General features: G+C 55.5%; 28 protein-coding genes and 1 pseudogene. 17 read left to right on the plus strand and 12 right to left on the minus strand.

From position 1 onward, the window contains the following. The 6 genes and pseudogenes from RT657_RS01360 to RT657_RS01385 form a co-directional block, all read left to right on the plus strand. Positions 1–827, plus strand: a pseudogene (locus RT657_RS01360) (electron transport complex subunit RsxC); the annotation flags it as partial. Then, positions 828–1,886, plus strand: coding sequence for an electron transport complex subunit RsxD (rsxD, locus tag RT657_RS01365; protein ID WP_313651832.1), 1,059 nt, complete (start codon positions 828–830; stop codon positions 1,884–1,886). Positions 1,887–1,889: 3 nt separating this feature from the next. After that, complete coding sequence (gene rsxG, locus RT657_RS01370) at positions 1,890–2,522, plus strand: electron transport complex subunit RsxG (RefSeq protein ID WP_313651834.1); 633 nt, start codon at positions 1,890–1,892, stop codon at positions 2,520–2,522. Beyond that, the gene (locus RT657_RS01375; RefSeq protein WP_313651836.1) at positions 2,515–3,219 is read left to right on the plus strand and encodes an electron transport complex subunit E; all 705 of its coding nucleotides are present in this window, start codon (positions 2,515–2,517) and stop codon (positions 3,217–3,219) included. Before rsxG ends, RT657_RS01375 begins: the two co-directional genes overlap by 8 nt. Beyond that, on the plus strand, positions 3,216–3,848 hold the full coding sequence (gene nth, locus RT657_RS01380; RefSeq protein WP_313651838.1) for an endonuclease III: 633 nt from the start codon (positions 3,216–3,218) through the stop codon (positions 3,846–3,848). The genes RT657_RS01375 and nth overlap by 4 nt, the downstream gene beginning before the upstream one ends. A 182-nt stretch (positions 3,849–4,030) precedes the next feature. Next, positions 4,031–4,747, plus strand: coding sequence for an HPP family protein (locus tag RT657_RS01385; protein ID WP_313651840.1), 717 nt, complete (start codon positions 4,031–4,033; stop codon positions 4,745–4,747). An 85-nt stretch (positions 4,748–4,832) separates the two neighbouring features. Here the strand turns inward: RT657_RS01385 and RT657_RS01390 are convergent, their stop codons facing one another. Then, positions 4,833–5,525: a CTP synthase gene (locus tag RT657_RS01390; protein WP_313651842.1), complete on the minus strand. Its 693-nt coding sequence runs from the start codon at positions 5,523–5,525 to the stop codon at positions 4,833–4,835. A 673-nt stretch (positions 5,526–6,198) separates the two neighbouring features. Between RT657_RS01390 and dtpA the strand changes: the two genes are divergently transcribed. Next, the gene (dtpA, locus tag RT657_RS01395; RefSeq protein WP_313651845.1) at positions 6,199–7,680 is read left to right on the plus strand and encodes a dipeptide/tripeptide permease DtpA; all 1,482 of its coding nucleotides are present in this window, start codon (positions 6,199–6,201) and stop codon (positions 7,678–7,680) included. Between the two features lie 156 nt (positions 7,681–7,836). After that, positions 7,837–8,442 (plus strand): glutathione transferase GstA, encoded by a 606-nt coding sequence (gene gstA / locus RT657_RS01400; protein WP_313651847.1) that lies wholly within the window; start codon positions 7,837–7,839, stop codon positions 8,440–8,442. Between the two features lie 32 nt (positions 8,443–8,474). Here the strand turns inward: gstA and pdxY are convergent, their stop codons facing one another. The 4 genes from pdxY to RT657_RS01420 all read right to left on the minus strand — a co-directional run bounded on the left by pdxY (position 8,475) and on the right by RT657_RS01420 (position 11,801). After that, positions 8,475–9,335 carry a pyridoxal kinase PdxY gene (gene pdxY, locus RT657_RS01405; protein WP_313651849.1) on the minus strand — a complete coding sequence of 287 codons (861 nt, stop codon included), beginning with the start codon at positions 9,333–9,335 and terminating at the stop codon, positions 8,475–8,477. A 55-nt stretch (positions 9,336–9,390) separates the two neighbouring features. Next, on the minus strand, positions 9,391–10,665 hold the full coding sequence (gene tyrS, locus RT657_RS01410) for a tyrosine--tRNA ligase (RefSeq protein ID WP_313651851.1): 1,275 nt from the start codon (positions 10,663–10,665) through the stop codon (positions 9,391–9,393). A 139-nt stretch (positions 10,666–10,804) separates the two neighbouring features. Then, the gene (pdxH, locus tag RT657_RS01415) at positions 10,805–11,461 is read right to left on the minus strand and encodes a pyridoxamine 5'-phosphate oxidase (protein ID WP_313651853.1); all 657 of its coding nucleotides are present in this window, start codon (positions 11,459–11,461) and stop codon (positions 10,805–10,807) included. Between the two features lie 25 nt (positions 11,462–11,486). Continuing rightward, on the minus strand, positions 11,487–11,801 hold the full coding sequence (locus RT657_RS01420; RefSeq protein ID WP_313651855.1) for an MliC family protein: 315 nt from the start codon (positions 11,799–11,801) through the stop codon (positions 11,487–11,489). Positions 11,802–11,991: 190 nt separating this feature from the next. On the opposite strand from RT657_RS01420, the gene RT657_RS01425 reads away from it, so the two are divergent. The 5 genes from RT657_RS01425 to ycgZ all read left to right on the plus strand — a co-directional run bounded on the left by RT657_RS01425 (position 11,992) and on the right by ycgZ (position 14,166). Beyond that, positions 11,992–12,195: a hypothetical protein gene (locus RT657_RS01425; protein WP_313651857.1), complete on the plus strand. Its 204-nt coding sequence runs from the start codon at positions 11,992–11,994 to the stop codon at positions 12,193–12,195. A gap of 357 nt (positions 12,196–12,552) precedes the next feature. After that, positions 12,553–12,786 (plus strand): YgdI/YgdR family lipoprotein, encoded by a 234-nt coding sequence (locus RT657_RS01430; RefSeq protein ID WP_010245442.1) that lies wholly within the window; start codon positions 12,553–12,555, stop codon positions 12,784–12,786. A 15-nt stretch (positions 12,787–12,801) separates the two neighbouring features. Further along, a complete protein-coding gene (locus tag RT657_RS01435) occupies positions 12,802–13,032 on the plus strand; it encodes a YgdI/YgdR family lipoprotein (RefSeq protein ID WP_003848985.1) in 231 nt (76 codons plus the stop codon). 412 nt (positions 13,033–13,444) lie between these two features. Continuing rightward, positions 13,445–13,720 carry a hypothetical protein gene (locus tag RT657_RS01440; protein WP_313651859.1) on the plus strand — a complete coding sequence of 92 codons (276 nt, stop codon included), beginning with the start codon at positions 13,445–13,447 and terminating at the stop codon, positions 13,718–13,720. Between the two features lie 206 nt (positions 13,721–13,926). Continuing rightward, a complete protein-coding gene (ycgZ, locus tag RT657_RS01445; protein ID WP_111141149.1) occupies positions 13,927–14,166 on the plus strand; it encodes a regulatory protein YcgZ in 240 nt (79 codons plus the stop codon). A gap of 231 nt (positions 14,167–14,397) precedes the next feature. Here ycgZ and RT657_RS01450 read toward each other — a convergent pair whose 3' ends face one another. The 4 genes from RT657_RS01450 to umuD all read right to left on the minus strand — a co-directional run bounded on the left by RT657_RS01450 (position 14,398) and on the right by umuD (position 17,317). Next, positions 14,398–15,012, minus strand: coding sequence for a TetR/AcrR family transcriptional regulator (locus RT657_RS01450; RefSeq protein ID WP_313651862.1), 615 nt, complete (start codon positions 15,010–15,012; stop codon positions 14,398–14,400). Positions 15,013–15,214: 202 nt separating this feature from the next. Beyond that, a complete protein-coding gene (locus RT657_RS01455) occupies positions 15,215–15,484 on the minus strand; it encodes a hypothetical protein (RefSeq protein ID WP_313651864.1) in 270 nt (89 codons plus the stop codon). Between the two features lie 142 nt (positions 15,485–15,626). Further along, positions 15,627–16,895, minus strand: a complete 1,269-nt coding sequence (umuC, locus tag RT657_RS01460) for a translesion error-prone DNA polymerase V subunit UmuC (protein ID WP_313651866.1) — start codon at positions 16,893–16,895, stop codon at positions 15,627–15,629. Positions 16,896–16,897: 2 nt separating this feature from the next. After that, positions 16,898–17,317 (minus strand): translesion error-prone DNA polymerase V autoproteolytic subunit, encoded by a 420-nt coding sequence (umuD, locus tag RT657_RS01465; RefSeq protein WP_111141160.1) that lies wholly within the window; start codon positions 17,315–17,317, stop codon positions 16,898–16,900. A 341-nt stretch (positions 17,318–17,658) separates the two neighbouring features. Here umuD and RT657_RS01470 point away from each other — a divergent pair, with 341 nt between their 5' ends. Continuing rightward, a complete protein-coding gene (locus RT657_RS01470; RefSeq protein WP_313651869.1) occupies positions 17,659–17,910 on the plus strand; it encodes a hypothetical protein in 252 nt (83 codons plus the stop codon). Positions 17,911–18,004: 94 nt separating this feature from the next. Here the strand turns inward: RT657_RS01470 and RT657_RS01475 are convergent, their stop codons facing one another. Beyond that, positions 18,005–18,229 carry a hypothetical protein gene (locus tag RT657_RS01475; protein WP_313651871.1) on the minus strand — a complete coding sequence of 75 codons (225 nt, stop codon included), beginning with the start codon at positions 18,227–18,229 and terminating at the stop codon, positions 18,005–18,007. A gap of 81 nt (positions 18,230–18,310) precedes the next feature. Further along, complete coding sequence (locus tag RT657_RS01480) at positions 18,311–18,583, minus strand: hypothetical protein (protein ID WP_313651873.1); 273 nt, start codon at positions 18,581–18,583, stop codon at positions 18,311–18,313. Between the two features lie 183 nt (positions 18,584–18,766). On the opposite strand from RT657_RS01480, the gene RT657_RS01485 reads away from it, so the two are divergent. The 3 genes from RT657_RS01485 (at position 18,767) to RT657_RS01495 (ending at position 21,087) form a co-directional block, all read left to right on the plus strand. Continuing rightward, complete coding sequence (locus tag RT657_RS01485; RefSeq protein ID WP_313651875.1) at positions 18,767–19,024, plus strand: biofilm development regulator YmgB/AriR family protein; 258 nt, start codon at positions 18,767–18,769, stop codon at positions 19,022–19,024. A gap of 287 nt (positions 19,025–19,311) precedes the next feature. Continuing rightward, entirely contained in the window at positions 19,312–20,160 is an 849-nt protein-coding gene (locus tag RT657_RS01490) for a manganese catalase family protein (RefSeq protein WP_313651877.1), read from the plus strand. A gap of 63 nt (positions 20,161–20,223) precedes the next feature. Next, positions 20,224–21,087, plus strand: coding sequence for a glucose 1-dehydrogenase (locus tag RT657_RS01495; protein ID WP_313651879.1), 864 nt, complete (start codon positions 20,224–20,226; stop codon positions 21,085–21,087). On the opposite strand, the gene RT657_RS01500 is transcribed toward RT657_RS01495, so the two are convergent. Beyond that, positions 21,080–22,087: a UV damage endonuclease UvsE gene (locus RT657_RS01500; protein WP_313651881.1), complete on the minus strand. Its 1,008-nt coding sequence runs from the start codon at positions 22,085–22,087 to the stop codon at positions 21,080–21,082. The two genes, RT657_RS01495 and RT657_RS01500, sit on opposite strands and share 8 nt — an antisense overlap. Positions 22,088–22,115 lie beyond the last annotated feature (28 nt).

Genomic DNA, 22,115 nt, shown 5'->3' on the forward strand with positions numbered 1-22,115 from the left:
CCGCTGCCGATCCGCGCAGAGCCGCCGTTGAGGCCGCTATCGCCCGTGCTAAGGCGAAGAAAGCTGCGCAGGCGGGAAGCGCAGATACTGCACCGGCTCCCGATAACGCAGCCGCGCCGGAAGCCGCTGCCGATCCGCGCAAAGCCGCTGTTGAGGCCGCTATCGCCCGTGCTAAGGCAAAGAAAGCTGCGCAGGCGGAAAGTGCGGATGCTGCATCGGCTCCCGATAACGCAGCCGCGCCGGAGGCCGCTGCCGATCCGCGCAAAGCCGCTGTTGAGGCCGCTATCGCCCGCGCCAAAGCGAAGAAGGCTGCACAGGCGGAAAGCGCAGATGCTGCATCGGCTACCGACAACGCAGCCGTACCAAACGCCGACCCCGATCCGCGTAAGGCCGCCGTCGAGGCCGCTATCGCCCGTGCTAAGGCGAAGAAAGCCGCGCAGGCGGAAAGCGCAGATACTGCACCGGCTTCCGATAATGCAGCCGAAGTCGCACCGGATGCCAACAACGCAGCCGTACCAGACGCCGACACCGATCCGCGTAAGGCCGCTATCCAGGCCGCTATCGCCCGCGCTAAGGCGAAGAAGGCCGCGCAGGCGGAACGTGAAGCGGACGCTGCCTCACGCGATGCCGCTGCCCTGGCGACCGCCGCGCATTTTGCAGTGGAAAACGCAGAACAGGCTCAGGAGCAGGCCAATAACGCGAACGCTGAACCGGAACAGGCACCTGAACTGAATCAACCCGACGATGCGCGTAAAGCTGCAATTGCTGCCGCCATCGCCCGTGCCAAAGCGCGTAAAGCGCAGTCGTCTACGACGCTTGAGGATTAAATGGCTTTTCGTATCGCAAGTTCTCCTTATACCCATAACCGCCGCAGCACCGGCAATATCATGCTGCTGGTGGTACTGGCTGCGGTGCCGGGTTTCGCTGCACAGTGTTACTTCTTTGGTTACGGCACCTTTATTCAGGTTATCCTGGCGTCGCTGACTGCCTGGCTGACCGAGGCGGCCATTCTGCGACTGCGCAACGCCCCTGTTGCCTCTACGCTGGCGGACAACTCTGCCCTGCTGACGGCCGTTCTGATCGGTATCAGTCTGCCGCCGCTGGCGCCCTGGTGGCTGGTTGTCGTCGGCACCTTGTTTGCGGTGGTGATTGCGAAACAGCTCTATGGCGGACTGGGCCAGAACCCGTTCAATCCGGCGATGGTCGGCTACGTGGTGCTGCTGATCTCTTTTCCGGTGCAGATGACCAGCTGGCTCCCGCCTGACACGCTGCAGGCCATCCGGCCTACTCTGATGGATACACTGAGCATGGTGTTCTATGGCCATACGCTGGCGGGTGACACCATGCAGCAGTTGCAGTTGGGTGTTGATGGCATCAGCCAGGCCACGCCGCTTGATACTTTTAAAACCGGCCTGCGCGCCGGACACAGCGCCGGACAGCTGCTGGCGCAGCCGATCTACAGCGGTGTGCTGGCAGGCCTCGGCTGGCAGTGGGTCAATGTGGGCTATCTGGCCGGTGGCCTGTTCCTGCTGTGGAAAAAGGCGATTCGCTGGCATATTCCTGTGGCCATGCTGCTGTCACTGGCCTGCTGTGCCACGCTGGGCTGGATCTTCTCCCCTGGCTCGCTCAACAGTCCGCTGATTCACCTTTTCTCGGGCGCGACTATGCTGGGAGCGTTCTTTATCGCCACCGATCCCGTCACCGCCTCAACCACCAATCGTGGTCGCCTGCTCTACGGCGCGCTGATTGGCCTGCTGATCTGGCTGATCCGCAGCTTTGGCGGCTATCCCGATGGCGTCGCCTTTGCCGTGCTGCTGGCAAACATCTGCGTGCCGCTGATTGACTATTACACCCAGCCGCGCGTTTACGGCCATCAGAGGGATTAAGCGATGCTGGAGACGATTCGCAAAAATGGGGTGACGCTGGCGGTTTTCGCGGCGATTACCACCGCCGCCACCGCAGTCGTGAACACGGTGACGAAACCGACCGTGGCGCATCAGACCCTGCTGCAGCAGAAAAACCTGCTGGACCAGGTGGTGCCCGCCGACAGGTATGACAATAACATTCAACAGGATTGTTACGTTGTCACGGACAGTGCGCTGGGTAATGGCGCCCCGCACCATCTCTTTGTGGCGCGTAAAGGCGGCCAGCCTGTCGCGGCGGCGCTGGAAACGACCGCACCCGACGGCTACTCGGGTGCCATACAGATGCTGGTCGGCGCCGATTTCCAGGGTAAAGTGCTGGGCGTGCGGGTCATCGAACACCATGAAACGCCAGGCCTGGGCGACAAAATCGAACTGCGCATCTCCGACTGGATCAACAGTTTCAATGGAAAAGTCGTTCATGGCCCGGCAGACAAAGCCTTTGCCGTAAAAAAAGATGGTGGCGAATTTGACCAGTTTACCGGTGCTACTATTACCCCTCGCGCGGTGGTCAATGCAACGAAACGTACCGCGCTATTGATGAAAACCCTTCCGGAGAGACTCTCTTCGTTACCCGCATGTGGAGACGCAAATGAGTGAAGCAAAAAGTCTGCTGGTCGGCGGATTGTGGAAAAATAACTCCGCGCTGGTTCAGCTACTGGGACTCTGTCCGCTGCTGGCGGTCACCGCCACCGCCACTAACGCCCTGGGGTTAGGCCTGGCGACTACGCTGGTGCTGACGCTGACCAACAGCTTTATCTCCGCTTCCCGGCGCTGGGTGCCGTCTGAAATCCGTATCCCGATTTATGTGATGATCATCGCCTCGGTGGTGAGCTGCGTACAGATGCTGATCAATGCCTATGCTTACGGGCTTTATCAGTCACTGGGGATCTTTATCCCGCTGATTGTTACCAACTGTATTGTGGTAGGCCGTGCGGAAGCCGTCGCCTCGAAAAGCTCGATTCCGCTTGCGGCGCTGGATGGCTTCGCCATTGGCATGGGGGCCACCTGCGCCATGGTGGTTCTGGGCTCACTGCGTGAAATTATCGGCAGCGGCACGCTGTTTAACGGGGCCGATCAGCTGCTTGGCCCGTGGGCGAAATCGCTGCGTATCGAAGTGGTGCATTTCGACTCACCCATGCTGCTGGCCATGCTGCCGCCGGGTGCCTTTATCGGCCTCGGCATGATGCTGGCGGGCAAATACGTAATCGATCAGAAAATGAAACAGCGGGCTGCTCTGCGGGCTCAGGCAGCCGAAACCGCTGCGCCACAAAACGCCGTCGGGAAAGCCGTGTGAATCAGACCAAACGTACTGAGATTCTGCGCCGGCTGCAGCAGAACAATCCGCATCCGACCACCGAACTCGCTTTCAGCTCACCCTTTGAGTTGCTGATCGCGGTGCTGCTCTCGGCGCAGGCAACCGATGTCAGCGTCAACAAGGCCACCGCGAAGCTCTATCCGGTGGCGAATACGCCTGCCGCGATGCTGGCGCTGGGCGTGGAAGGCGTGAAGTCATACATCAAAACCATCGGCCTGTTTAACAGCAAAGCGGAGAATGTCATTAAGACCTGCCGCATCCTGCTTGAGAAGCATAACGGTGAGGTGCCGGAAGATCGCGCCGCGCTGGAGGCCCTGCCAGGCGTGGGCCGAAAAACCGCTAACGTGGTGCTCAATACCGCCTTTGGCTGGCCGACCATTGCCGTCGATACCCATATCTTCCGCGTCAGCAACCGCACGAAGTTTGCGCCGGGCAGAAACGTCGAAGAGGTGGAGCAGAAGCTGCTGAAGGTGGTGCCTGCGGCCTATAAGGTTGACTGCCATCACTGGCTGATCCTGCATGGTCGCTACACCTGCGTGGCGCGCAAGCCCCGCTGCGGCTCATGCCTGATCGAAGATCTCTGCGAGTTTCCTGATAAAACGGAGTAACGGCCTCGATCCCAGACCCGCTTCGGCGGGTTTCTGCTTTTCTGCCCGGCTTCCCCGCCTTTGCCTCTGCGTAACACCAGCCTGAAAGACAACACAATTTTTCGGGTTGTTACATAGAGCGCGATAATGGAAAATCGCCGCCCCTGATTATAAGAAAATGTTATGCCTCAGTGAGTAATGTTATGAACAAACACCCTTCTGCCGGGAAGCATGCGCTGCGACTGTTTCTGGCGCGACTCTGGCCGCATCCGCTGGCGGTGAGCAAAAAGCATATCGTTATCGCCGGACTGGGCGCCGGCACCGGGCTGATGCTCACCAGCCTGCTGAGCCACTGGATGCTGGGCGAACTGAACCTGTGGTTTATCGCGCCGGTCGGCGCCTCGGCCGTGCTGCTGTTTGGCGTACCGGCTAGTCCGCTGGCTCAGCCATGGGCCATTGTCGGCGGTAACAGCCTCTCTGCGCTGACAGGCATTGTGGTCTGTCAGCTTATTACCGATCCGGCTATCGCCTGCGGCGTCGCGGCCTGCGTCGCCATACTCCTGATGTTTCAGCTACGCTGTCTTCACCCGCCCGGCGGCGCGGTAGCGCTGACCGCCATTCTGGGCGGCCCGTCGGTGCAGCAACTCGGCTATCACTTTGTGCTGACGCCCGTTCTGCTCAATTCTCTGATCCTGGCGCTGCTGGCACTGCTGTTTAACAATCTGGCGGGACGGCGTTATCCGCATCCGCTGGCACCCGAAGAGGTGAAGCCAGAACCTGTCATGATGCCCGTTCCGCTGACGCGTGACGACCTGCATCAGGCGCTACAGGGCGGTGAGCTGCTGGATATCGACGAGGATGATTTGCAGGCGCTGCTGCTGCGCGCGGAGGAGATCGCTCAGCGTCGCCAGTTCGGTTGAAAAACCGGCTGACAGCCTGTCAGCCGTTGCGAAACGTATCTCTATTTTGTGACGCTGTCACTAAAGGTAAGGCGCTGGCCCGCCCTTACCGCTGCGTCAGCGCGGCCTGCATCCAGGCCACCACTAGCGGTGAGATTTTTTGCTGCAGCGCCGCCCGTTCTGACTGGAACAGCGTTGCCACGAAAAAGGGATGCCCCGGCAACTCCACGCCGCGGACGTCACCCGCCTCATCCCAGGCCGTTATCTGCAGCGTCTTCTCGCCCAGCGCCGCGCTGAACGCCGGGTTAACGCCAAAGTTGCAGTGATAGCCCTCATCGCTCTCCAGCGCGCCGTAGGCGGTGGCGATACGCGAGCCTGGTTCGAATCTCACCATACCGCGCTGCTCTACCAGCGAACAGCTCAACGGCGCGATGACGCTGCGTCCGCCAGTGTCGGTTTCGGCATGTGCGGCATCCTGCCAGCCCAGGACATGGCGGGCATATTCAATCACCGCGTACTGAAACCCGCCACAGGAGCCCAGAAAAGGCTTACCGCTCTCCCGCGCCCAGCGGATAGCGTCATAGACGCCGCTGTCGTTGTGATAGGGGCTGCCCGGCACCACCCAGAGCGCATCGCACTGTGTCAGATCGGTCTCGTCGAGTCGCCCGGTGGCGACCCAGGTGGTTTCAACGGTGATGTTCAGGCTGCGGGCAGCACGCTCGATAGCAAGGGGGATGGCCTGATGAGCGACCGCGCTGGCACGGTAGTCTCCCACCAGAAAGAGACGCAGTAATGACATGGGCAGATCCTTTTCAGGGAAAACAGTAGGTTACACGAATGTTAATTTTTTGTCATTTATTGCCTGTTCCCCTCCTGGCGCGCTGGCGAAGCTGCGACCGAATGGCGGCGTCTGCCGCAATGCGGTTTATGACAGCAGAATTCACCCCCGTTCTGCGTATTGATCCTGCGGTTTTCTGCCTTTCCGACGCGACGCAATCGGTTTCTTTTTTTACTTTCTGAATTAAATCCTCAGATTGTGGGTTTGATCGCGCATCGTCTATTTTTTCAACAACCCGGACCGCATAATGGTTACTCTTTATTCATATCGCTGGAAAAAAGTTCGGTGACAGTCCGTCCGTGCTGGTGATCTGCGCTCCTATAAACGAATCATCCACAAAATCTTTCGTTAGCAGTTAATTTCAATTTCATCCAGCACCGAACTGAGATTCAGCTGGATTGTACTGAATCACCCCTTCTCGCCGAAATTTAAATCTAATCAACGGCTTATTTTACGGTTTTTAACACTACATTATCAGCTCAGGCTGGTTGTCAGAAAATTCTTGCCCTGTCGCCCTTAATCAGCCAAATTAGTCGCCCCTTTTCCCTTCTAATAACAATCTGGCGCGTGGAAAACTCACACGACGCAGACTTAATTGCTGTCCCGAAACAGGGTATGAAAAACTGAGGTACATGTGTCAACTGCAAACAAACACACTGATGAGGCTGTCAGCCTCAATGCGTTTAAACAGCCAAAAGCGTTTTATTTAATCTTCTCGATTGAGTTATGGGAACGTTTTGGCTTCTATGGCCTGCAGGCCATTATGGCGGTCTACCTGGTGAAGCAGCTGGGGTTGTCTGAATCAGACTCTATTACCCTGTTCTCTTCATTCAGTGCGCTGGTTTATGGACTGGTCGCCATCGGCGGCTGGCTGGGCGATAAGGTGCTGGGCACCAAGCGCGTGATTGTGCTGGGCGTGATAGTGCTGGCGCTGGGGTATGCGCAGGTGGCCTTCTCCGGCCATAACGTCAGCATCGTCTATACCGGTATGGCGACGATCGCCGTCGGTAGCGGCCTGTTCAAGGCGAACCCCTCCTCGCTGCTTTCAACTTGCTATGAAAAAGATGACCCACGTATCGACGGTGCCTTCACCATGTTCTATATGTCGATCAACATCGGTTCGCTCTTTTCAATGATGCTGACACCGTGGCTGGCAGCAAAGTATGGTTACAGCGTGGCCTTCTCGCTCTGCGTCATTGGTCTGGTCATCACCCTGCTTAACTTCCTGTTCTGCAAACACATGGTGAAGGATTATGGCTCTAAGCCAGACTTCGCCCCGCTGCAGATCGGAAAACTGCTGATGACGCTGGTCGGCGTGGTCGTGCTGATCGCCCTGGCAAACTGGATGCTGCATCATCAGGCTATCGCCCGTCTGGTGCTGGCGGTGATTGCGCTGGGCATTCTGCTGGTCTTTGCCAAAGAAGCCTTTGCGCTGCAGGGCGCGGCGCGCCGTAAGATGATCGTGGCTTTCCTGCTGATGGTCGAAGCGATCCTGTTCTTCGTGCTCTATATGCAGATGCCAACCTCACTCAACTTCTTTGCTATCCGCAACGTTGAGCACACGATTTTCGGCATTACGTTTGCGCCAGAGCAGTTCCAGGCGCTGAACCCGTTCTGGATCATGCTGGCCAGTCCGCTGCTGGCGGCGCTTTATAACAAGCTGGGCGATAAGCTGCCGATGCCGCATAAGTTTGCTCTCGGTATGGTGCTCTGCTCCGGTGCCTTCCTGGTGCTGCCGGTAGGCGCAAAATTTGCCAGCGACGCCGGTATCGTTTCCGTTAACTGGCTGATCCTGAGCTATGCGCTGCAGAGTATCGGTGAGCTGATGATCTCCGGTCTTGGCCTGGCGATGGTGGCGCAGCTGGTACCTCAGCGTCTGATGGGCTTCATCATGGGCTCCTGGTTCCTGACTACCGCTGGCGCGGCGGTGATTGCCGGTAAAGTGGCTAACCTGATGGCGGTGCCGGAAAACGTGACCGATCCGCTGATCTCTCTGGCGACCTACAGCCGCGTATTCCAGCAAATCGGCATCGTCACGGCGGTCATTGCGTTGCTGATGCTGATCACAGCCCCGCTGCTGAACCGGATGACCCTGGATACTGACGCGAAAAAATAACGCGCAGACCTGGTCACCTGTCACGACTCAGCCGGGCTCTGCCCGGCTTTTTTGTGAACGATGGCCCCGCGACGCAGATCCCTGATCCTTATCACTGGTAATTCCAGCCTGAGCCTTTACTATGCTGTGATCCCATTGCACAAGGAGTACATGGTCATGAAACTGTTTTGCAAAGCAGGTGCCTGCTCTCTTTCTCCCCACATTGTTATGCGCGAATGCGGGCTCGACTTTACGCAGGTTAATGTCGATCTGGCCACCAGACTCACCGAACAGGGCGACGATTTTCGCCAGATCAATCCCAAAGGTCAGGTGCCCGCGCTGCAGTTCAGCGACGGCAGCGTGCTGACCGAAGGCGTGGCGATTGTGCAGTATCTGGCGGATCTCAAGCCCGATCGCCATCTGCTGGCGCCGGTCGGCAGCCTGACCCGCTATCACACCGTGGAGTGGCTCAGCTACATTGGCAGTGAGTTGCACAAAAGCTTCGGCCCGCTGTTCCGTCCCGGCTACCCTGACGAGGTAAAGGCGCAAATCCGCAGCCAGCTGGAAGCGAAGTTTCGCTATGTGGATGAGTCATTGCGTGACAGACAGTGGCTGATGGGGCTGCATTTCAGTGTGGCGGATGCGTATCTGTTTGTGGTGACGCGCTGGGCCAAAGCGCTGGGGCTGGATTTATCCGGTCTGACGGCGCTGGAGACCTGGTTTGAACGCGTTGCGGAACGGCCTGCGGTGCAGGCGGCGCTAAAGGCGGAAGGGTTAGTTTAGGCGATCAGGGCCGGTCAACCGGCCCTGATGCATTACAGTTTTTCTGCCGCGAAGTGCTGCGTGGGACTGGCGATGGCATCCTGTGCTGCGACCAGTTGCAGCTCATACTCGCCCATCTGATGGGTTTTCAGCATCACCTCATAAACGGCCGCCGTGACGTGCTCCAGTGCATCCTGCAGTGATTTGCCATGCAGCAGATTCACCAGCAGCAGGCCACTGGTGAGATCGCCGACGCCGACCGGCTGACGCACACCGAAATCGACCAGTGGACGGCTGATGTGCCAGGCGTCGTCAGCCGTCACCAGCAGCATCTCAAAGCGATCGCTGCGGCGACCCGCGCGCGCAAGGTGTTTCACCAGCACGACGCGTGGTCCCTGGGCAATCAGTGCCCGGGCAGCATCCACTGCCGCGTCGACATCCGTCACGGTGCGTTCGCTCAGCATCTCCAGCTCAAGCAGGTTCGGCGCGATAATGTCGCTGGCAGGCATCGCCATTTTGCAGTGAAACTCCGCTACGCCCGGTGCCACAATACAGCCTTTCTCAGGATGGCCCATGACCGGATCACAAAAGTACCAGGCATTGGGATTCGCCGCTTTTACCTGACGAACAATCTGCAGAATCTGTTCGCCCTGCTCCGCCGATCCCAGATAGCCGCTCAGCACCGCGTCACAGGTCTTCAGGCGATCGATGTCAGCGATACCTTTGACGATGTCGGTCAAATGCGTTGCGGGCATCACCGTGCCGGTCCAGTGGCCATATTGCGTATGGTTGGAAAACTGTACGGTATTCAGCGGCCAGACGTTTGCACCCATGCGGCGCATCGGAAACTCAGCCGCCGCGTTACCGGCATGACCAAAAACAACATGCGACTGAATCGCTAAAATATTTTTCACGTATTTGCCCTGTCTGCCTTGCCATAAAAAAGGGCCGGAAACCGGCCCTGAACGCTTACTGCCAGTTAATCAGGCAGTAGTGTTTTTTGCCGCGACGCAGTAGCGTAAAGCGGTTGAACAGTTTGTCGCTGTCGCTGAAGCGGTACTCCGCATCGGACTGCTTTTCACCGTTCAGAGAGACGGCATTAGAGCCGATCATGGTACGAGCCTGACCCCGGGATGGCACGAGTTCGGCTTTCACCAGCGCCTGCTGCAGGTCGTCTTCTGCGCTCAGCGCGATGGTTGGCATGCCATCCTGCGCCAGCTGCTCGAAGTCCGCTTCGGTCATGTCGCTGACGGAGCCGGAGAAGAGGCTGGCGGTAATACGTTTTGCCGCTGACAGGCCCGCTTCACCATGCACCAGACGCGTCACCTGCTCAGCCAGCACATATTGCGCACGTGGCGCGGTGCCGCTGTTTTTATCCTCTTCTTCCAGCGCATTGATCTCGTCAATGCTCATAAAAGTGAAGAACTTCAGGAAGCGATAGACATCCGCATCGGCGGTGTTGATCCAGAACTGATAAAACTTGTAGGGACTGGTTTTCTTCGCATCCAGCCAGACTGCGCCACCTTCGGTTTTACCGAATTTGGTGCCGTCCGACTTGGTGATCAGCGGAACGGTCAGGCCGAAGACCTGATTCTGATGCAGGCGGCGGGTCAGATCGATACCGGAAGTGATGTTGCCCCACTGGTCAGAACCACCGATCTGCAGGGAGACGCCGTGACGCTCGTTCAGGCAGGCAAAGTCATAACCCTGCAGCAGATTGTAGGAGAACTCGGTAAAGGAGATGCCCTGGTCGTCACGGTTCAGACGCTGCTTCACCGCTTCTTTATTGATCATCTGGTTAACGGAGAAGTGCTTACCGATGTCACGCAGGAAGGTCAGCACGTTCATGCTGCCAAACCAGTCGTAGTTGTTGGCGGCGATGGCGCTGTTGCTGCCACAATCGAAGTCGAGGAACGGGGCCACCTGCTGGCGGATCTTTTCAACCCATTCACCGACGGTTTCACTGGTATTAAGTTTACGCTCTGCGGCTTTGAAGCTCGGGTCGCCAATCAGGCCGGTTGCGCCCCCGACCAGTGCCACCGGCTTATGTCCGGCATCCTGAAAACGCTTCAGGCAGAGCAGCGGTACCAGATGGCCCAAATGCAAGCTGTCAGCAGTGGGGTCAAAGCCGCAATAGAGCGAAATTGGCCCCTGCGCCAGTTTCTCTGTTAACGCGTCTTCGTCCGTCACCTGGGCGATAAGGCCCCTCTCCTGCAATTGTTGTATCAGGTTACTGCTGGTCATTACTGACTCCAAATTGATCAGACTGCACCTATGCTGGTACACAGCTTTCCGCTGAGTTGCGGAACCAAAAAAATGAGGGCTATAGCATAAAGCGCCGACGCTCTCTGTGCCAGCGCTGATAGAGGGGAATCATGCAGATTCAGGGTGCCAGACGGTCGATTTTCCAGCCGTCGTGATCGCGCTGATAAATAAAGCGATCGTGAAGGCGATGTTCGCCGCCCTGCCAGAACTCCATCGTATGAAATTTCACCCGATACCCCCCCCAGAAACTCGGCAGCGGCACATCGCCCTGCTGAAACTTCTGTTTAAGCTCAAGGAATTTCCCTTCCAGAATCCCACGCGCCGAAATCCGGCTCGACTGCTTCGACACCCAGGCACCGATCTGACTGTCGCGCGGACGGCTGTGGAAATATTTCAGCACCTCCAGCGGCGACAGTTTTTCCACTTCGCCCAGCACCATCACCTGACGCTCCAGAAAGTGCCAGGGGAAGTGCAGACAGATGCGCGGGTTCTGCGCCAGCTGCAGCGCTTTGCGGCTGCCGAGGTTGGTGTAAAACACCATGCCCTGGGCGTCGAAATGTTTCAGCAGCACAATACGCTGCCAGGGCTGGCCCGTTTCATCCACTGTGGCCACGGTCATGGCCGTGGGATCGGGCAGTTTTGCTTCACAGGCCTGGCTCAGCCACTGTTCAAACAGCGCGAGCGGATTTTCCGGCAGATCCTTACGACGCAGGCCGCCCCGGGTATATTCACGCCGCAGATGGGCAATGGTGTGTAGCGTTTCGCTGTCACTCATGATGCTCGCCTATTCAGATAAAAGGTCAGCTGGCAGGTTGCAGCTCACAATCGTTGACGACAATTTTATCGTTACGTTCGATAAACGCGCCGTTCCCTTTGGACCAGAAAACATAGGTGCCGTCGCTGTAGCGGGCTCCGGACGCAGATACCGTCTGCTTCAGCGTCAGCGGCTGGCCATCCATGATGAAACTGACCTGTTCTTTCGCCTCATCCAGCGTTACGGTCAGAGGCAGGGTTCCGCAGCGATAGTGCAGGGTCTGCGCTGCCGGTGGCTCTTTATGCATCAGGCTGCAGCCCGACAGCAGCACTCCTGCAGCGAGGGTTAATCCTTTCAACATAAGCGTGTCTCCTTTGCAGGTGGAGCGGGCATTATAAGAAGGATTGGGCGCGAAGTAAGTGAGAATCGACACCAATCGGGCTGATGAGGTCAGCCTGCATGAATTATTGCGCTTTTTCAGGTGGTTGTCCGAATGCACAGCCTCTATTCTCAGGCTACGCTCTATACATCTTATGCAAGGGGAAACAGAGATGAAATTTGATAACGAAGATGCATTTAAGCTGGCCGTAGCCTTTATGAACCACAAAGAGAATGCCACTGTCGCCAGCAGCTATTTTAAAACCTTTATCGACACCTACCAGAAATTTGACCGCTGGCTGGGCGCATCCGATCCGGTCAGTGCGATGAAAGCAGAAAAAGCGGCCGCCAAAGCGGGCGAAGACTCCCTGCTCTGATGCCGTTGCCCGGGACGACGAGCGGTGGATTGTCCCGGGCTGGCTGCTCCTCAGCCATGCAAAGGCTGGCTTCTACCCTGTAGCGATGCCGGCCCTCCGCCTGAATAACTTTCTGAGCTACCCTGTTTATTTGCCGCCGCCTTTTCTTCTGTTCCGCTGGTCAGCGCTGTACGCTATGCGGCTATTAACCGCGGTTCTCTTTGCAATAAATGCGATTTTTTTCGCTGCACCTGCTCATTTCCCCTTTACCTGCACTTTTTTGTTTAAAAAGCCGCCATCGAAGCGTGGCAGGTCCGGCAAACCCGATAAAGCCGTCTATGCTGTAAATGTCTGGATAAAATTCACGGAGTTGAAAAAATGAAAATGAAATCCCTGTCAGCTATTGCTTTGCTGGCTCTGTCTTTAGGTACGCTGGCGGGTTGCGCCTCGAATCAATCGATTAAGACCACCGATGGCCGTACGATTGTTACTGATGGAAAACCCCAGATTGATTCAGATACGGGTCTGGTTTCTTATCGCGATGCTCAGACCGGAAAAACTGAGCAAATTAATCGCAATGAGATTAGTAATATGAGTGAACTCGATAACTAATATAAGGTGAATAAGATGAAAAAAGCGCTGATTCTGCCTCTTGCCGCGTTGATCGGTATGACCGTATTAACCGGCTGCACCCGTACCAGCTATGCGATTCAGACGAATGATGGCCGGACGATCATCAGTGACGGTAAGCCTTCTGAGTCTGATGCTGGCCTGCTGGCCTACACCGATGCGAACGGTGTGAAGCAGCAGATTAATAAAGCAGACGTTAAAGCGGTTTCTGAAGTTCCCCATAAATGATCCCACGGCTGTCGTCTGTTAAATAAAGCCGCTTATCAGCGGCTTTATTTTTCCCGCACAGGCTGCAACTGTCGGGCAAAACGGACTTTACAACAGCGCCCTTTTATCCGGTATGTCAGTCAGTCACCGAGCTGCGTACTGCCAGCTATTTGATAAAAGCAGGGAATCCGGGAATTTTACTTATCTGAATTTCAGGCTATTTTCATTTTTTTAACCAGCATAATTGTTCACCCTTCTTTCGCCAGCAAATTAACCTTTTATTTTATGCTTTGCATTTAACTGTTTACCATAATGCTCAAAGGTTCCATCTGATTTTCAGCCATTCTGCTTTTTCCGACCGGTTTTCAGGGGCTTTTAGTCCGGCGCTTCGTTTACTAAACTTATATGTCGCTATTTAATCGGGAGGTAGCAGATGATTTATTATGAAAAAAATGTCGGTCACATCATTCTTGGTGAAGCCACGATTAACCTGGCCTTTGAGGGGCAGGAAATTTCCCTGGCATCGCTGATTCAGCAGCTGGGGGTGATGGCTGAAAATGAAAAAAACGATGAGCGCGTCGCACAAATCGCTGACGCACGTAACTGGCTCAAAGGTCTTGCTGAAGCCGCTTCGCATGACCGCGCTGAACTTAAATGGCTGGTCGAATCCGGTCAGGCACCCGCCTTTCTTGACGATTATCGTTCGTGATATCCGGGTCAGATCCGGGTACCAGCCCGGCTCAGCGCCCCCTTTTTCACGTTTCGCTTGCCGGTTTTGCCGTCTCGCTGGCCCGACATCCTGGCAGGGATAAAAAAATTATCCGTCCATCGCTGAAATAGCTGTACAGATTCATTTATTTTGTATAACTTCGCGCCTGAATGAACACTTTTACATCACCTGTCGGGAAATAAACCATGTACCCTAACCAGAGACTGCCGCGGACGGCAGACGATATTGCCCGTTATTTTAATGCGGCAAGCCTGCCTTCACAGCAAGAGACGCTGGGACAGGTGGTGGTTGAAATTCTGCATGCCGGACTGAACGTAAACCGTAAGTCGATTTGCACTAAACTTCTGCTGCGACTCGAAACCGCATCCACGGAAGAGGAAGAGCGCCATTATCGCACGCTCATCAGCCTGCTGTTCGGGCGTTAAGCGACCGCGCCACTGCTCTGCCCTTTTTTCACCGTCATGATTTGTGGCGTGACCCCTTCCATGCGGCATGTCTGAGCAGCTGCCCGTTCACGGATTGGGGCGTTGAGACGCCTTTTTGCCCGCAATAAGGTATTGATGAGCATAAAGGCCGGAGGAAAAGCCCGTTGCGAAAATGACGGGCTGAATACGGGGTGCTGAAGACGGCAGGCTGTCTGCCTGACCGCAGAACGCCTATCCCAGCACTTTCAGTGCCAGTGCCAGCGTCTCCTGCTCATTCGTGACATCACCGACCTTACCTACCACCCGCATACCAAAGGCGATGCAGAGGATCAGACCGGCTGCCGCTTCACTGTCCAGTGTATTATCGATTGAGCCATCCTTCTGACCCAGCGCCAGCAGCGTGACCAGAAAGCGCTGGTTACGCTGAACCACATCGTCGATGCGCTGCGCCAGCTCCGCATCCAGAGTCTGCAGCGCAATCGCACTGCCGACGACCAGGCAGCCGCACCGTCCTTCTGTCGCACGGGCTGAGTCCAGATAGAACTGTAAGAGTTCGGTGACTTTTTCCCGCCCGCTGACGCAGGGTGCCAGACGACGACGCAGATCGGCGTTGCGCAGAGCCAGGTAGCGCTCGAACACCAGCAGAAACAGCGAACGTTTGTCTTTGAAGGCTTTATAGATGCTGCCTGCAGAGAGGTTCATCGCCTCACCCAAATCGGTTATTGAGGCTGCGTGATACCCTTTTTGCCTGAAAACGGTCATGGCGTGGTCCAGAGCCTGTTCAATATCGAACTCTCTTGGACGTCCCCGCTCCCTGTTTTTATGCGCTGTGGCTGTCGTAATCATCGTTACCGGTCTGAGGTCGTGCATGTCTGTCAAAATCGACAGCGATTCTATCTCAGGCATGGGCAACAAGTATAGATGGTCTGCGCGACAGCGCGTCATCTGCAGCTGACGCGCCACAGGCCGCACGGCCTGCAGGCCCCCCTGTCAGCCGGTTCCGGGCGGCACCCGGTATCATCTCAGACGCAGGCCGGGCAATGCTTATTCAGATAATAACGGTATCGTTATGCGCTCTTTGTCCCCTTGCAGGGCGCTGCCCGGCATTGAATTTCATCAGCCATAAGGTGAACTGCTTAATTAACAGGCTGGCATGATTTTCGTTTTCCGCCTGGCATAAAAAAAGCCGGGTATTTACCGTACTGTTATCGTCAATCGCGTAGATCTCATAGTCGTGGCAATGGCGGGACAAAATGATGGTGGTAAAAGTGATCGCGGGCCACTGCTTTATTCTGGCTTCGAATTGCGTGAAATTCATTATATCTGCCTGGTTATGATGCTTAACAACCCGATGAAAAACCACTCATCGGACCAAGAAAAGCATAACCTTCTGGCTCCTTTCACGCGTGTTAAAAAAAGCTTTTTGCGCGGGCGGGCGATATGAATACACCGGCACCTTTCTACTTCAGTGCCGCCACCGGCAGATCCGTTATTCGGGTGGTATAAGCAGGCGATAACAGCTCACGTTTCATCGCCCAGGCTTTGTTTATTCCCTGCCCGGCAAACCAGAGTTTTCCGCAGCCCGTTTTGTTTATTTTGTCAATCAGCTGCATCAGCTCTGTACTATTACGGCGCGGCTGTTGTTCGTCAAACAGATCGAGCTGAGCCACGCCATCAGTGAAAAAATCGCCCAGGACAATGCCGGCTTTGATATAGCGATGTCCCTCAATCCAGATGTTATCCAGACACCGTACTGCGAGATTAATAATGTCACGGGTGTCCTGCGTCGGGATCAGCAACTGGCCGGTGGATTGATTGCCATAAAAGGGTTCATCCTGCGCGTGCGGGCTGGTACGGATAAACACCCCTATCTGGCGACAATATTGATTCTCACGACGTAGTTTTTCTGCTGCGCGTTCCGCATAAGCGCAGACGGCTTCGCGCATTTGATCATAATCAGAAAGACGGCTGCCAAACGAACGCGAGCACATGATTTGCTGCTTCACAGGTGCCAATGACTCCAGTTCCAGGCAGGATTCGCCACGTAACTCTCTGACTGTGCGCTCCATCACCACGCTGAACTGTTTACGTATGGTTTCGGGACGTTGGTCAGCCAGATCTTTCGCCGTCATAACGCCCATTGCGTTAAGCCGTTTAGCTATGCGATGGCCCACCCCCCAGACGTCAGCCACCGCAATCAGTGGCAGCAGCTTTCTCTGCCGCTCGGGGTTTGACAGGTCCACAATGCCGCCCGTTTTGCTCCACTTTTTGGCCGCAAAATTTGCCATTTTGGCCAGCGTTTTCGTCTGCGCAATGCCAACACCTACCGTGAGATGGGTTTCTTTGCGTATACGCCCTCTGACCTGGTGACCAAAAATCTCCAGCGCCATGCAGTTTTGCACACCGGTAAGATCCATGAACGCTTCATCAATAGAGTAGATCTCCACCGACGGGGCCATTTCTTCGAGTATGGTCATAACGCGATGGCTCATATCGGCGTAAAGCGCATAATTTGAACTGAAAACCTGCACCGCGTGACGCGTCAGCTCTTCGCGCATTTGAAAATAGGGGGCCCCCATCTTAATGCCGAGCTTTTTTGCTTCTGCGCTACGGGCAATGACGCAGCCATCATTGTTTGACAGTACAACGACTGGCCTGCCTTTCAGATCGGGGCGAAAAACGGTTTCACACGATGCATAAAAGCAGTTCACATCGACCAGCGCGAACATGATCAGTGCGTCGCTTTAATCACAAAGGTGACAACACCAAACACCTCCAGCACATCTTCGGTTTGGATAGCGATGGGTTTGAATTTGGTATTCATCGGCATCAGTTGCAGGCAGGGGTGAAGCTGCAGACGCTTAACGGTGAATTCGCCGTCGACGGCGGCGACCACGATATCGCCATGGGCGGCGGTAAGGGAACTGTCGACGACCAGCATATCGCCATCGTTGATGCCCGCCTCAATCATCGATTCGCCGCTGACGCGGACAAAATAGGTGGCACTGGGATGCTGGACCATCAGCGCATTCAGATCGATGCGCTGTTCAACATAATCCTGCGCCGGAGAGGGAAAGCCGCAGGGAACACGTTCGATATAGAGCGGTAGCGGCAGGATAGCGCGAATGTCCGCAGGTTTAATGAATTCCACAATTTTACTCCTTTTTCCATATTACTGTATATAAATACAGTAATAGCTATTCCCCCTTTTAATCAAGTACCCGGCCCCTTTTTTAAGTAAAACGTCTGATGACCCGACACTTTTTTTTAATCACCGGTTTTTCACTGTCGGGATAGCAAACAAAAACAGGTTACTTTCAGCGCAGCGGAAAAATAGTGCCATACTCTGCTTACAGTAACGTCTCTTATAAATTCAGCCGTGGATTATTTTGACTTAAGGAAAATCTGACATCCGCTTTCCGGTTCAGACAGACGTTTGAATATGACGGGTGAGAGCGTTATTCTGCCTTTTTTTTCAGGCATGGAGGAGTTATGGCAGACGACGATCGCATCAGAAAGCTGGAAGAGACGGTTGCACAGTTAACGGTTGAGACGACTGTATTAAAGGCGATACTGGGCCAGCAAATAGCGCTGAATAATCTCAATTACAAAGGAAAATTTGACGATGTGCTGGCGGCACTGGCGAAGGAATATGCCGAACGCGGACTGGAAGAGGGGAATAATCGGGCCATCCATGATGCCCTGAGACAATATATTAAGTATGAGCCGCCGGGCATGGAATAAATGCACTTCCGGCAGCGTCCGCCTGCCGGATTTTACTGGCGCGGCTGAACCCTGCTCCGGCCCATCGTAAACGCGCCAGGCGCACATCCCGGATTTACACGCCGCTGTCACTCTCCAGCGCATCCTGAATCGCATCAGCCAGATTCGCTATTTCATTTGCCACAGCCTGCAGATCCCAGGATGTCTTCGAGCCGGTTGCGGACGTGGAGGCGCTGACAGACTCTTTTGCGACAGAGAGCGCAGCGGCAACAGCGATCGCGCGTTTATGTTGTTCCTGAGTGATACCTGTCGGAGGGAGTGCAAAATAGTCGTGGACCATGCTCATTTCCTTGTAGTGAATAGGAGGTCAACCTTAGCGGTCTGAACCGGAGGTGTGAAGTGAATTATGCTGCGTGGCTTCTCAGTCGGACAGAATTGCAACAGCCTGATGCAACGCTGTCTGGTTTTCGCCCTGAAACCTGTACAGATTTTGCTGATATCCGCCGTCAGGAAAACTGTTGAGCACCCTGTCATAACGAAAAAAATGCTTTGCTATTTTTAACCCAAAATTTTCCCCTGCCGAAAATAAATCATAACGCATTGTTTTAGAAGATTTAATAAGAAAAACCTGCGCATTACAACAAAGATGCATTTTAAATACACCACCGACCAGATAGTTTTTGTCAAATTTCATTGTACAACTTTGCCTTTCTTGTATAACTTTACCTCGTGATGTTAAATCACTTGTAACGAAAGGTGCATTGCACCGCATCTGAAGGTGTTGTGGATTTCCACCTTCAGATGCAATTTTTTTTGCCGCAGCCGCTTAGCGGATTGCACTCAACCTGTCTCCCCCAATTTCTTATGAGGCCTGACCATGCAAACAACGATGAATACAGAGTCTCAGATTTCTGATTACTTCATGAACTCTGGTACCGCGCTGAGCACGGAACAGCAGGTGATTACTGCCGTCCATGCCGAACTCGCTCGCGCAAAAGCCCACGTATCCGATAAAGATATCGTACTGGGCCTGATTCACCACCTGGAGAGCGAGCGTGACGTGATGAAGCAGGATATTTACCGTCAGGCGCTTGAGCACGTTCTCCAGCGCGCGTCGGTGACCAGCGACAGCTGATTACCTGTGTCTGTTATGAGGGAACGCGAATTAGCATGGATGCATTTCCCGACCGGAATCGGCCCCAGTTTTTGGGGCTTTTTTATGTCTTCCCCTTGCAGTGCCGCCCCCCTTTCCGGCACCGCGCTGACACCGCACGCATAACTCTCTATCGCTCCGCTTAACGGCTTTTTTGCCGCCGATTTCACCGCTAATCCCGGTTAATTGCTCTCGTTACGCTTTATTTATCCGTTATCTGTGTCCAGGCTTTTTCTGCATCTCCTGCAAACACAGACGAGGAAATAATCATGTTTCATCATTCATCAAAACTTCAATTCCCGGTTCGTGTCGAAAAGCCCGATCCTGAGTTTGCCATGCTGCTCCAGCAGGCTATCGGTGGCATCGAAGGTGAGATTCGTGTAGCGATGCAATATTTTTTCCAGGCGATGGGCGCGCGGGGAGATGTCCGGATCCGCGATTTGCTGATCTCGACCGCGACTGAAGAGCTGAGCCATATTGAAATGCTGGGGTACGCCGTGGCCCTCAACCTTGAAGGCGCCCCGCTCTCTTACCAGGAAGCCTCGGCGAAGGATCCGGTGGTCAACGCCATTCTGGGCGGTATGAATCCGCGCCATATCCTCTCTTCGGGACTGGCGGCGATGCCGGTGAACGCCAACGGCATGCCGTTTGATATGAGCCATATCTACGCCTCTGGCAACGTGGCCGCCGATATGCTGGCGAACGTCACCGCAGAAGCGACGGGCCGTGTACTGGCGACCCGGCTCTACAACATGACCGAAGATAAAGGCATGAAAGATTTCCTCTCCTTCCTGATCGCCCGTGACACCCTGCACCAGCAGCAGTGGCTGGCCGTCATCGAAGAGATGGGTGGCCTGAACGCCTCGCTGCCGATCCCGAACAGCTTCCCGCAGGAGCATGAAGCGCAGGAGCACGCCTACTACTGCCTGAATACCTCGCTGGATAAGCCGCTGCCGGAAGGCCGCTGGAGCAGCGGTCCGGCTTACGATGGCCGGGGGCAGTTCAGCGCGAAACAGCAGCCCGATATTCTGGGCGATGAGCCATTGCTCGGCAACGCCCGTCCTGGTTCCGGCGCCCAGTCAGAGCAGATTGACGGCATCACCCCACCGAAACCCTGATCGCTCACCGGCCCGGGCCTGATGCCCGGACCGGATTACCCTGTTTTTTATGGAGGAATCGTCATGTCATCCACTCAGCGTCCACAGCCCCCTTTCGCAGAACAGCAGCAGAGCTGGCCTGGCAGCACCACCGCAATGCAGCCTCAGCCCGATCACGGTGAAGAGAGCTATCAGGGTTCAGGCCGTCTGGCGGGTAAAAAGGCGATTATTACCGGCGGCGACTCCGGTATCGGCCGGGCGGTCGCCATTGCGTTTGCCCGTGAAGGCGCCGACGTGCTGATTTCCTATCTTGATGAGCATGAGGATGCACAGGATACCGCCCGGCTGGTTGAAGCGGCGGGCCAGAAGGCGCTGCTGGTGCCCGGCGACATTACCGAAGCGTCACACTGCAACGCGCTGGTCGACCAGGCCGTCGAGGCGTTTGGCGAAATTCATATTCTGGTGAACAACGCGGCCTATCAGATGACGCGCGAGTCGCTGGATGAGATCAGCGATGATGAGTTTGACCGGACAATGAAAACCAACCTGTACGCCATGTTCTACCTCAGCAAAGCGGCCACACGACACATGCCGGCGGGCGGGTCAATCATCAATACCGCCTCGATCAATGCCGACCAGCCGAAACCGAAGCTGCTCGCCTACTCCGCCACCAAGGCCGCCATCGTGAACTTCTCCGGCGGCCTGGCGGCCCTGCTGGCTGAAAAAGGCATCCGGGCCAATGTGGTCGCACCCGGTCCGATCTGGACGCCGCTGATCCCTTCGACCATGCCGGTTGAGCAGGTGAAGAATTTCGGCAGCGAAGTGCCGCTGCAGCGTGCCGGTCAGCCTGCGGAGCTGGCGCCCACCTACGTGATGCTGGCCAGCGATGAGTCCAGCTACATTTCAGGGGCGACCATCGCCGTGACCGGCGGTGTCGCCATTATTTAACCGGCTGTTCCCCGGCCGATTCCGCCTGGGGATCGGCCACCCGCTGCTGCGCGATGCCCCACCAGTAGAGCGGCTCCCGCGCCAGATTTTTCATTTTCACTTCACACATGATGTCGAAAGCCTGGAACGACAGCGCCCATCCATTCAGCGTCGGATTAAAGAAATAGTCGGAGTGCGCACGCAGTTTGCTTTTGCTTACCCCCAGCTGCTGCTGATCGGGCCAGCCCTCTGCCGGAATAATCCCCTCCTGCGAAATCGAATAGTGCAGCACCGGACGCACGCCGCGCCAGGAGTCAATCACTCTGGCCACACGCGCATCATCGGGCTGGATAAACTCACTCTCTTTTACCCAGTGATGATGGATATCCAGCACCACCGGACAGAGCGGTGCTGCCTGCAACACATCATCCAGCGAGCAGGAGATCTCGTCATTCTCCACCGTCAGCATCCGCCGCGCTTCCGGGCTGAGCCGGTTAAATGACTGCTTAAAGCCGTCGAAGCCCGCCTTGCCGTTCATGTGGATGTTGATTTTAAAATCCTGGAAGGTTTTGCCGTAGCCCATCAGGCAGGCGCAGAGCGTGTGATACTCCACATCTTCCAGCGCGCGCGTCACCACATCAGGGTTGTCGGAGGCCAGCACGGTATACTGCCCCGGATGGAATGAGAGCCGGATCTGATGCGTCCGCGCCAGTTCGCCGCAGCGGGCAAACTGTGAATGGAGCGCCGGCAGAAATTCAGCAAACAGCGGTGCGGCTTCGGGCACCGTATAGAGAGGCAGCAGATCGCTGCCGATACGCATCATCCTGAGTGACGGCGGTAAGGTCGCCAGCTGCTCCAGCGTCAGAAAGAGATGATTGAGATTGTTCACGGTGATCTCATACAGCAGCTGGTAGCGCTCGTCGTGCGACAGACTCAGGAAGCGTTTACGGGTGGTCGCGCGAAACGGGAAAAATTGTTTACCCTCGGCGTTAAGATACTTACATGCAAAGCCTAATTTCATGTCTGCTCCTGATTTATGCTTATCAGAA

Origin of the sequence: Pantoea sp., from assembly GCF_032114055.1 — a bacterium.
In the GTDB taxonomy this organism is placed as follows: domain Bacteria; phylum Pseudomonadota; class Gammaproteobacteria; order Enterobacterales; family Enterobacteriaceae; genus Pantoea.